Source organism: Steroidobacter sp. (assembly GCF_036402275.1).
Lineage (GTDB): Bacteria > Pseudomonadota > Gammaproteobacteria > Steroidobacterales > Steroidobacteraceae > Steroidobacter.
The window spans coordinates 93,055-104,237 of the sequence record NZ_DASWTF010000024.1 but is presented as its reverse complement, the minus strand read 5'-3'; the positions used below and the strand labels follow the sequence as shown (position 1 = coordinate 104,237).

The window sequence follows — 11,183 nt, the reverse complement described above, 5'->3', positions numbered from 1 at the left end:
GGCTGGACGCCGCCGTTGTGCAAGCTGTCGTGGAAAATCGCGTCATTAACGAGATGACCGTCTAGGCATCAACGGCGATAGCAATTTTGTTCTGTGCCGTGTTGTCCGCGCGCGTCAATGCGGCCCAGGTCACCCGCTTACTTTAAAGATCACCGAGGCGACGCCAAGCGTCGTTCGCGCGCATTTGGATGTGGGGGGCGAGAAGGTCATGATGGCATCGATCGGATTTCGAGAACAGATCGATGCGGCTCCGAGAGGAATAGTCGCAGGTCCCCCGATACTGACGCCCGAAGCGCCTCAAGCATTAACACTGGCGCAGGTGGAAGGGGTTCGGGGCTCGCTCTCTCTTGAAACGATCACTTCTCAAGTCGACAGCTTGGCGCCGTACGCGAGCAAGGTGTTTGGCCGAAGGAAGATTGCAGCGTTGGTGTGTTCATCATGCGTGGTGGGAATGGTGGTGCCTGGGTTGTACTCCATATTCTCAGGACTCCGTCTTTCGCTAGATGCCGGTGATCGTGATGTTCACAACCGGATGCAGTTCGCGGTGCTCTCGGTGGCGAGGCAGTTTCGCAGTGTACGCATCGGAATTTGCGGGGCTGGATTTCGCGGGTCTTTAGAGGCCATCTATCGCGAGCAGCCGGTAGAGCAGCCAAAGATTGAGCGCATCACCGCGCTCATCTCCAGTGAGGAGTTTCGCAATTCTACTGCGTTGATTATCGGAGGATCTCGCGGTCTTGGTGAACTCACCGCGAAGCTGATTGCGGCTGGGGGCGGCCACGTGGCGATCACCTACGCTGCTGGAAAAAATGACGCTGACGCGGTTGTCGCGGAACTAAAGAACGCAGGGTTGTCTTGTGAAGCAAGGTTCTATGATGTGCATTGTCCAGCGGAGGAGCAAGTAGTGGAGCTAGGAATGGTGCCAACACACCTCTACTACTTCGCGACACCGATGATTGTTCGTCGAAAATCCGGACTGCTCGATCAAGAGCGGTTCTCTGAGCTAACTCACTTCTATCTGGCAGCGTTCGTGGAAGTCGTGCAGGCTTGTGGTCGATTGAATCCGAAGGGCCTGAGAGTCTTTTATCCGTCCAGCAACTACGTCGATATGCGCCCCGCGAATATGACCGAGTATGCGATGGCGAAGGCGGCTGGAGAAGTTTTGTGTGCGGACCTTTCGCGGTTCATTCCCGGCGTCAGAGTATTGACGAGACGATTGCCGCAAATGCTTACAGATCAGACGAGTTCTGTCTTGAAACTGCAGTCGAGTGACTCCATTGGCATTATGCTTCCTATCGTCCGTGAAATGCACGCCGGCTTCTGATGGACATAGTCAAGATTGAATAGACTCAGGTGCTATCTTTCTGGCTGTCCAGCAGGCTGCGCAGGAACGATTCGTCACACGATTTCGCGTTCCGAATAAGCTCATCCATCGCGCGTCGACGATCGGCAGGACTGCGGTCCTGCGAAAGCTTGAATCGGCCGATGATTGTTGAGATGGTGATTTCGAAGCCGACAACCAGATTGATGAGGGGCGGTATTCTGGGATCTTCCGCAGATAGCCTGAAAGCTGTCTTTCGGCGATCTGCCTTTTCAGAAAGACCCTGCAATCCCTGAACGACTCGTTGATTGTCCTCCAGGCGATGTGCGACGCCGGAGGCATGTACGATCAGGTAGTTCCACGTCGGCAGCTGCGACGTGCCGTAGACGTGCGGCGAGATGTAGGCGTTGGCGCCGTGGAAGATTGCTCGGATGGCGCGTGCGTTTAAAAGTCTGCTGTGCGGGTTGCTCCTATCCATATGCCCGAACAGTACGCCGTGAGCGCCTCTCGTGCGATCGAGGGTGAGTGGCGCGTGCGTCACAAATGCCTCGTCGCCTTCTGCCGAGATCAGGGTGGCCAGAGGATAGCGCTCGACGACGCCAAACAGCCGCTGAAGGTCGCATTCCAGGTGTCGCTGCGGCGGATATTGTTGGTCGCTCAAATCAGTGCATCCCGGGTTTCCGCCATGTCGCCTAACGTGTGGGTATCAGCGGCTGTCGCCTGAGAACAAATGGAATCCAGTATGTCCCGTGCTCGAAACGGAAGGAGGGACAGTAGCGTATCTGACACTCCATGAGAGCTTTCACACTGACCCTGTAGATACAGGCGGCATTTCATCGTAGGAATCGTACAGACGCCATAGTCCCGAGCGACCAGGATGTCACCGGAGGGGCTCCTCGCCACATGCGGTAACAGTGCTTCAAACATCGTTTCATCCAGGCATCTGCGATAGCCGGTTGCCAGTATGAGAGCATCACATCGCAGCGTGGTGATCTCATTTGAGTTCCGGTCACGTACAACAAGCTCGAGGTCGCCATTGCGCTTGCAGGCGGATGCGACGCGTGATCTCCGGATGATCCGCAGGCGGTGCACGCCGGCCACTTCATCCAGATACAAAAGTCTGTACAGCGCGCACAGCAAACCCTCGTCCACCACTCCGTAGTTCGTGTTCTGTAGCTCATCTAGGATCTCTTCCCTCGCGGCCTCCGGCGTGAGATAGAAATGATCGACTTCTTCCGAAAGAAAAGCTTCGTTCACGAAAGGCGTGCTATCCGAAGATCGCAGAGCGTACTGGGAGATGATGAGGTGGATGGTGGCGCAGGGATAGTTGCGAAGAATATAGTCCACGATCTCCGCAGCGCTCTGTCCATCTCCGACGACTGAAAAGCGGTAGGCGCCATGGTGGTCGGGAAATCGGGCGGGAAAGTGCTCTAAGAACTGACTGGAGTGGACGATTTCTTCGCATGCTCCGTCCTGCACGTCGAGGAGGTTCGGCTTACCACCTGGGGCACAGATGACGCTTTTGGCAAGATGGGTGTGTGTGAGCTCTGTGTCGGCAAGCTTAACGTCCACGCGAAAGACGTCGAAAACCTCGGGATCGCCAACCGTGCTCACCGGCGTGACTCGCACTACTGTGGCACCGTAATGCACATGCTGCCGGAAGGCATGAGCCACCCACGCCAGGTAGTCCTCGTACTCAACGCGGCTCGGACAAAAATCGCGCAGATTGGCAAAGCGCTCTAGCCTGCCTTTCGAATGCAGATAGTTCAGAAAGGAATAGGGGCTCGTCGGATTTCGCAGGGTCACAAGGTCCTTCAGGAAGGAGATCTGCATCCGTGCGCCGTCGAGCATCATTCCTGGATGCCAGGCGAAGGAAGTCTTGGATTCAAAAAAAATACCCTGCGGACACGGTATGTGCTCGCTTGCGGCGACTGCGATTGATAGGTTGGAGGGTCCGAAGCCGATGCCAACGAAGTCCCAGACTGTTGTGTAGCGTGATGACAAAACGCGTCCTGCTGTCTCGGGCATCACCATTGAAGTTACACCGGGCGAGTGGCGGCGAATGATGAGCGGCGTCAGCGTAGTGTGTGAGTGGTCGTGGCGCAAGCCGAAGAGGGTACGTGCTGGCTAGAAAAGCACCTTCGTTCGAGGCTACGGTTAGCGCCAGAAGTTCATCACACCACAGAGTCCTGAGTAGAACGGCTGGAGCGGCTTGATCAGAACGCAGAAGTATGCAACGTGCTCATGGCAGTGGTCTCCAGACTGACGTCTACGTAGATTTCCTTGTGTCTCGATCTGCCTCTTCTTGCTTGGACGGGCGGGCGCGCGTCAGTCATGCGATATTGGCATGTAGTGCGATGACGTCGTTCGCCTCTGACGATTACTGACCGTGGTCCCTCTCGCACTGCCGGTGACCAAAATCAAAGAATCTGTGCTGTGAGCGCGCGGCGGCTGCTCAAATTATCTCGCGACGAGCTGCGACAGTGAGAGGATCGTACACTGAGGCTAACCAATCCTCTGCAAGAACTGAGTGAGAGGACGAGGGTATCAGCGGACAATAGCGCTCCGATGATCTGGAGAAATGCGATGAAGCGCAGTCTACGAGTTGTCATCAGCTCAAGCTTCACGGCGGAGCCTGTAGTACGCCCACTCCGACTTTGGATGGAGCGTCTTGATATTGGCGCCGAAATCGTCATGGCGCCCTATGCGCAAGTGGCCCAGGAGCTCTTGAATCCGCAAAGCGAGTTTTGCCGGAACGGAGGCGGGATCAATGTACTGCTGCTCCGAGCGAACGATTGGATTCGGGACAGAAGCAGAGCTGAGGATTGGGAAAAGACCTTGGATCATCTGCAAAGGTCGGCTGACGAGTTTGTTGACCACGTAGGAGGGTTTGTTGAGAAAACCAGCAGCTCGATACTCATGCTTTTATGCGCATCCGCGTCAGTGCTTCCGCCAGCCTATAGAGAGGCGTTAGAAGTCATTGAGCGATCTATAAGAAAGAAGGTAGCGGGTCTGCGAAATGTAGACTGCGTGACGCATGCAGAGCTGATTCAGTTGTATCCGGTGGGGCCGTGCCATGACGTGCGCGCAGACCAGCTGGCGCACATTCCCTATACGGACGAGTATTTCATTGCGATAGCGACATTCCTTGCGCGCCGAATCGCAGCGAACGTGAAGCCGCCGTACAAAGTTATCGCGGTGGATTGCGACAATACCCTATGGCAGGGAACGTGTGGAGAAGATGGATCGACTGGGGTTGTGGTTACGCAAGCTCATGTGCGGTTTCAACAGAAGTTAGTGAAACAATGCGAGCACGGAGTGTTGTTATGTTTGTGCAGTAAGAACAATGCCAGCGACGTCGAGGAGGTTTTTCAACACCGCACCGACATGCCGTTGCGAAGCGAACACATCGTGGCCTCGCGTGTGAACTGGAAACCAAAGTCAGAGAATCTGGTCGCTCTAGCGAGAGAGCTCAATCTATCTCTGAACAGCTTCATATTCGTTGACGATGATGCGCTGGAGTGCGAGCAGGTGCGCTCAAGCATCCCGTCCGTATTAACCCTGAACATTCCGGTGGATCAGGAGGGAATACTGCATTTCGTGGAGCATGTATGGGCTTTTGACTGCATCGAGGTCAGTGAGGATGCAAAGGCGCGGACTCAGAAATACAGAGAGAACATTACACGAAGATTAGCGATGGAGATGGCACTCGACCTAGACAGATTTCTCGCGTCACTGGAGCTGTGCGTGGAAGTATCCAAGATGAGGGATGAACACTTGACGCGGGTGGCAGAGTTGGTTCAGAGAACTAACCAGTTCAATCTAACGACAGTTAGACGCCGATCAACGGAGATCGATGCACTCTGCGCCGAGGGTGGACTTGAGTGCTTAGTGGTGCACGTGCGAGATCGGTTCGGCGACTATGGGTTAGTAGGCGTTGTGCTAATTCGTCGGCCACCTCTGCTTATTGATGTCGATACATTCTTATTGAGCTGTCGAGTGTTGGGGCGCGGCGTGGAGGAGAGGGTGCTTTCAGAGATCGGCGGTATCGCGGCTCGAGAGAATCGCGTAGCTATAGCGTTGAGATATCGTCGGACGGAGCGCAATAGACCGGCTTGGGACTTCCTACAAACTACTGTTGGCCAATTTCGAGAGTCAGTCGTGGCCGAATGCGAATCGCAGACGGAGATGGTGTTCCGTGTGCCAACAGAGTATGCGAAGAGTTTGCAGCGACGGAGCACTGAGGGCGTCGAGGCGCAGGATGCGCCTAGTCCAAAGGTTGAGCCGGGGCCACCATTGCTTGCGAATTCCGAGTGGCACGACAACGCGTATCGGCTCAGCCAGGTGTCGCAACTTCTCCGAGAGTTCATGCCGGGGTCGGTAGGAGCGCAGGGTACAAGTAGAGTCACGACTGGGAGGACGGCAACGGAGGCTACGCTCGCAGCAATATTCGCAGAGGTGATCGGGCTAAGCGATGTGGACGTCCGCACAGGTTTTTGCGACCTGGGCGGAAACTCGCTGTTAGCTGTACAAGTCATCGTGAGGGTGGAAGAGGTTCTCGGGCTTGAGCTGTCATTGCTGGACTTCATTGAAGCACCGACTGTAGAAGGTATCGCAAAGCGGTTGGAAACTGCTTCACACTCGGGTCCGAGGATCGAACCTGTCGATCGATCTGGCTCTGCGCCACTGTCGTACGCCCAGGAGGGGCTGTGGTTTCTGGATCAAGTCGGCCTGGCCGGTCCGGCCTATAACGCCACGCTAGCCATCCGACTATCGGGAGATCTGGATGAGGGGGCTTTGGGGCGCAGCTTCACAGAGCTGGTTCGCAGGCATGAAAGTCTGCGAACACGATTTGCGGCACATGACGGGGCGCCGCACCAACTGATCGATTCGCCGGACGGCATTCCGCTGCACAGAGTGGACCTGAGCCACATTGTGGATCCTATTGTTCTTGAGCAGGAGCTGCGAGAGCGGATGCTTCGTGAGCGACTGCGTCGCTTCAACCTGACCATCGGCCCACTGATGCGCATCGTGCTAGTGAAACTCGGAAGCCGCGAGCACGCGTTGCTGATCACGTTGCATCACATAGTGTCGGACGGGTGGTCTATTGGCGTTCTCATCCGGGAACTTGGCGTGATCTATTCTGCGTACGTTGAGAAGCGACCCTCGCCCTTGCCGGAACTTCCAGTGCAGTATGCAGACTATTCGATTTGGCAGCGGAGATACCTGGACGAAGAGGTGTTGCGGGGCCAGCTAAGCTACTGGAGAGAGCGGCTTGCCGGAGCTCCTGCTCTGCTGGAGTTGCCTACCGACCGACCACGTCCTCCGGCGGCAAGTTTCAAGGGAAGTGCTTTCAGGTTCCACTTGCCGATGGGGCTGGTGCGGGCATTGGAGGAGATCGGGCGAGGTGAAGGAGCTACCTTGTTTATGGTCATGTTGGCGGCGTATCAGCTGCTTTTGTTCCGGTGGAGCGGCCAAAGGGACGTGGTTGTCGGATCTCCTATCGCCGGACGCCGCAGTCGGGACATAGAAGGATTGATCGGTCTATTTATCAACACACTGATATTGCGAGTAGAGGTGACTGAGGAACTGACATTCCGGGAGTTGCTCGCGCGTGTGAGGGAAGTGACTTTAGGCGCATACGAGCATCAAGACATTCCGTTCGAGATTATCGTAAGAGAACTCAAGCCCACGCTAGCCGTTTCACAGGCACCAATATTCCAGGTGATGTTGGCGCTACAGAACTATCCAGAAGAGGAACTGCGAATGGCAGGACTCACCGGGCGTTGGGATGATCTAACATGTGTAACGACACACTTTGATTTGACGCTCTATCTATATGGGCATGCCGACGGCTACTTAGGTACGTTCGAGTACGCGACGGACTTGTTCGATCCAGGAACGATCCAGCGTATATCGGAGAACTGGCGAGTGCTCCTGGATGGGATCGTCGCCGATCCCGAGTGTCCGATTCAGAATCTTCGGTTCCAAAGCGCTGAAGTGGCGTGTGCCGCTAGATGACGCCTGTTTCTGTTTCCAGTCCGGCTCCTTTGGGCTGTATCAGCTTTTCGACGAGTTGCGAGAATTGCCGTAAGGTCGGGTTGCGTAGCACTCCTTGAACTTGCAATGGGATCTCAAATCGGTTGCACACGTGTGCGACCATCTTTAATGCGCTCATCGAATGTCCGCCGAGCTCGAAGAAATCGTCTTGCGGAGCGACTTGCTCGACGTGTAGAAGTTCTTTCCAAATTTGCGCGAGTGTTTCCTCGATCTCGCCGTGAGCGGGTTCGCCCTGACCGCTAGTGAGCGAGCCGTGGGAAGGCGACGGTAAGTTGCGCCGGTCCACCTTGCCGGTCGAGGTGCGCGGAAGCTGATCGAGGAACATCCACTGTCCTGGCACCATATGCTCGGGCAACGTGCGCTTCAGATGCGTGCGCAGCTCCACTACTTCTATATGCTCACCGACCGGCACCACGTATCCTATAAGCCGCTTCTCACCCGGATTGTCCTCATGCGGCACCACCACCGCTTGTTTCACCTTCGGGTAGATCTGCAACACCGCTTCGATCTCTCCGAGTTCGACTCGGAATCCCCGCAATTTGATTTGGCGGTCGATCCGGCCGAGACACTCAATCGTTCCGTCCGGCCGATAACGACCCAGATCTCCCGTGCGGTACATCCGTTCGCCAGGCTTGCCGTACGGATCCGCAATGAATCGCTCTACCGTCAGATCTTCCCGGTACAGATACCCGCGCGCAAGACCCGCACCGGCAACGTAGATCTCTCCGGTCACTCCGATGGGAACGAGCCGCAGATGCCTATCCAGTATATGTACCTGGGTGTTCCAGATCGGCTGCCCGATCGGAGGTCTCGTGGGCCACTCCTCCGGTTTCCCATCGAGCAAGAAAGCTGTCGCCACCTGAATCTCTGTTGAACCGTAGTGGTTCCAAAGAGACGCATGGATTTTTGTAGCTGCCGCGACACTTTCGGAAGTGATCTCGATAATTTCACCGGCACTGACGATCTGCAAGGGGCCCCGCTCAACGGGACGCTCGAGCAGTGCCGCCCACACTTCGCGCATCACTGTCTGCGTTAGATACACCTGGCGCACCGGCTTCTCGCACAACAGATCAGCGAGCGCCTTCGGGTCGTGACGTACATCGTCTGGCAGGATCAGCAGCGTCCCGCCTCCCTGCCAACATGCGAACATCTCCTGCGCGGAAACGTCAAAGCTGAATGAGGCGAACTGGGCCACCATGTCCGATGGTCCAACCGGCATGACTTGCTGCTGCCAGCCCAGCATGGAGATCAGCGGCCCGTGAGGCATCGCCACGGCCTTCGGCAGCCCGGTCGAACCAGAGGTGTACATGACGTACGCCAGATTCGCGGCACGAGCGGCGTTCGACGGAGCAGTGCGCGGCGCACTCTCGATCTGTGACTGGTGTAGATCCAATTGCACCACGCGACGCGCCAGAGACTCCGGAAGCGAGACTCTTGAATGAGACACCACTCCCCAAGCCTGCGAGTCCCGCAACATGAATTGGAGACGTTCCGATGGATACGAGGGATCCAGCGGTAAATACGCTCCTCCAGCCTTTAGTATCCCGAGCACCCCCACGACCATCTCAGGGCCCCGATCCATGTACAGGCCCACTACTGTTTCCGCACCGACCCCAAGCCCCTCCAGGTGATGTCCGAGCTGATTGGACCTTTCATCAATCTCCCGATAGGTAAGACTCTGATCGCCATATACAACCGCTACCGCATCAGGTGTTCGTTGCGCATTCTCGCTGAATAGGTCCTGCATGCGCTTGTCCCGCGGATACTCGGCTGCCGTGGCGTTGAAAGTCTCGATTTGGAAACGCTCGCTTGGTGGGATGATTGGTAGATGCAGGGCCGGCATCTCTGGTGCGTATTCCAAAGTACCGATTAATGATTCCAGCGCAGTGTTGAAATGACGCAGGACGCGATCTGGGTCGATACGCAGGTCGGTTTGTACCGTAAGATCGAACTCTTCCCCAAGATCCTCTACCGTGCAAGTTATAGGGTAGTTCGTTCTGTATCGACTGGCAGACAGAACACGAATGTCGCGCGTCTGTGACGGCTCGGGCTCGCAGACTGGAACACTGGATTCGTAGACGAATACCGACTCAAATAGAGGCGCGGAGCCGATGATTCCGCTACAGCTTTGCGCCACAACCAGCGAAGTCCCTATGTATTCCAATAGCTCCGTCAACTCTCGCTGTGTCTGCTCGATGAGTCCGGCTGCTGTAACGCCGCGGAGCTGCAGTCGCAAGGGCAGGGTGTTGACGAACATGTCGACTATGGGTGCCGTGTTGTCCTTCCTTTCTCGGTCCAACAGAAAGACCGAGCCAAATACTACTTCGTCCTTGCCACTCGTGTGTGCGACCACGAGTCCCCAGCCAGCATGGAATAGCTGTGCCAAAGTAACTTTAAGTCGGCTCGCTTGAGTACGTATCCGCTTTGCGAGGGCTGGCTCAACTGCAATCTTGGCCTCTTTGATTTCACCGCCGTATGCACGGGCATCCAACAACCCAAACGGTGCGGTCGGCTCATCGACCGCGTGCAACTTGCTGCAAAAGAATCGTTCGGCGTTGCGCCTATTTGCCTCCGCGACCGCCTGCGTGACACGCGCTCGGTAGGCTACCGCATTGGGAGGCAATGGGGCGCCGCCGTTAAGCTCAGTCATTGCCTCATGCACCACTATTTTCATCGAGATGTGGTCGCAGATGACGTGGTGAAGCTGAAGTAGAACGTAGCAACGTTCTGTAGATGCGTGTGCAAATTGCAGGCGCATCAGCGGGGGCTCACACAGGTTCCATTTCCGAAGCCGTCGTGTCATCCGTGCACGCATTTGGGTCTCAAGACCGCCTGGCTCGAGCGACAGTTGTTCGATCGGCAGGTCGACACGCCGGCACACGACCTGGATGGGAGATTTTAGGCCATCTGAGAGAATCGCGCTTCTCAGTATGGCGTGACGCTCGACCACGCTCTGCAGGGCTCGAATCAGCGCATTCAAACTCTCGTGGGATGAAAGCTCGAGTAAGGTGGAAACGACGTAGGCATCGCCCTGCTTACTCAGATGATACTGAAATAGGATCCCGTCTTGTAGAGGAGTGAGCGGATGAACATCTTCTATGTTATCAGTTCCCCCCGGAACATCCTGCGCTAACCGTTGCAGTGTTTCGTCGTCCATCTCGACAAACGACGGCCAGCGGCGTGCCGCGATACTGCGCGTCGCGTCCGCTTTGGTTTCGTGGGAGATTGTGTGGCCTGGCACGTGTGCTTCTCCATGAGACAATCGAAGCGTCAACTTGAGCGAAGGATGCGGGGGCGTGGTGGGCGTTGATATCCGAGCGATGGCGGCTCAGCGGGCGAGCGTTGTCTCGGGAAGACCAATCTTCATCCTGAGGCCGATAGTCTATCCTGCAAGGGAAACGAAATCTCCTCCTGGCAATTGCGCGTGGTGATTGCAACGCATGCACGCAAATGTCTGCATATATAGGCGAGGGTATAAAGGGGTCCGAGATCCGCTAATCCTCTAGAGGCGAATCTCAAATACCTTAGCAGGAAGGTAAAGTGTATTGGTTCCTTGTATCTGTAATGTCCGGATCGTGCATCACTAAGTCGGTAAGGATCTGTCTCCCAATCCGTTGGCCATGAGCGACGGGCATGAAATCGCGTGTTCCAAAGGATTGACGCTTTTGGGAGAGTTGACTATGACTTCAGCTGGTTGAACTCTGGCGAGCTGAGATGGTGTCAAACAGATCCTATCGGACCTCTATGGAGATGAGCCGCTTCCATACTGGTGCGCGCTGAGAGCAAGACGATGTTCGTGGTGTTT

Annotated in this window: 5 protein-coding genes; 2 read left to right on the top strand and 3 right to left on the bottom strand. The window is 55.9% G+C overall.

All coding sequences use genetic code 11. The features are described 5' to 3' along the window. The first annotated feature begins 208 nt into the window (after positions 1 to 208). A complete protein-coding gene (locus tag VGD45_RS11710) occupies positions 209 to 1,321 on the top strand; it encodes an SDR family NAD(P)-dependent oxidoreductase (RefSeq protein WP_331155483.1) in 1,113 nt (370 codons plus the stop codon). Between the two features lie 25 nt (positions 1,322 to 1,346). Here the strand turns inward: VGD45_RS11710 and VGD45_RS11705 are convergent, their stop codons facing one another. Continuing rightward, positions 1,347 to 1,979, bottom strand: a complete 633-nt coding sequence (locus VGD45_RS11705) for an FMN-binding negative transcriptional regulator (RefSeq protein WP_331155482.1) — start codon at positions 1,977 to 1,979, stop codon at positions 1,347 to 1,349. Beyond that, complete coding sequence (locus VGD45_RS11700) at positions 1,976 to 3,352, bottom strand: lysine N(6)-hydroxylase/L-ornithine N(5)-oxygenase family protein (protein WP_331155481.1); 1,377 nt, start codon at positions 3,350 to 3,352, stop codon at positions 1,976 to 1,978. The genes VGD45_RS11705 and VGD45_RS11700 overlap by 4 nt, the downstream gene beginning before the upstream one ends. A gap of 552 nt (positions 3,353 to 3,904) precedes the next feature. On the opposite strand from VGD45_RS11700, the gene VGD45_RS11695 reads away from it, so the two are divergent. Continuing rightward, on the top strand, positions 3,905 to 7,339 hold the full coding sequence (locus VGD45_RS11695) for an HAD-IIIC family phosphatase (RefSeq protein WP_331155480.1): 3,435 nt from the start codon (positions 3,905 to 3,907) through the stop codon (positions 7,337 to 7,339). Here VGD45_RS11695 and VGD45_RS11690 read toward each other — a convergent pair. Beyond that, on the bottom strand, positions 7,332 to 10,619 hold the full coding sequence (locus VGD45_RS11690; protein ID WP_331155479.1) for an amino acid adenylation domain-containing protein: 3,288 nt from the start codon (positions 10,617 to 10,619) through the stop codon (positions 7,332 to 7,334). The genes VGD45_RS11695 and VGD45_RS11690 overlap by 8 nt on opposite strands. Between the last annotated feature and the right edge of the window lie 564 nt (positions 10,620 to 11,183).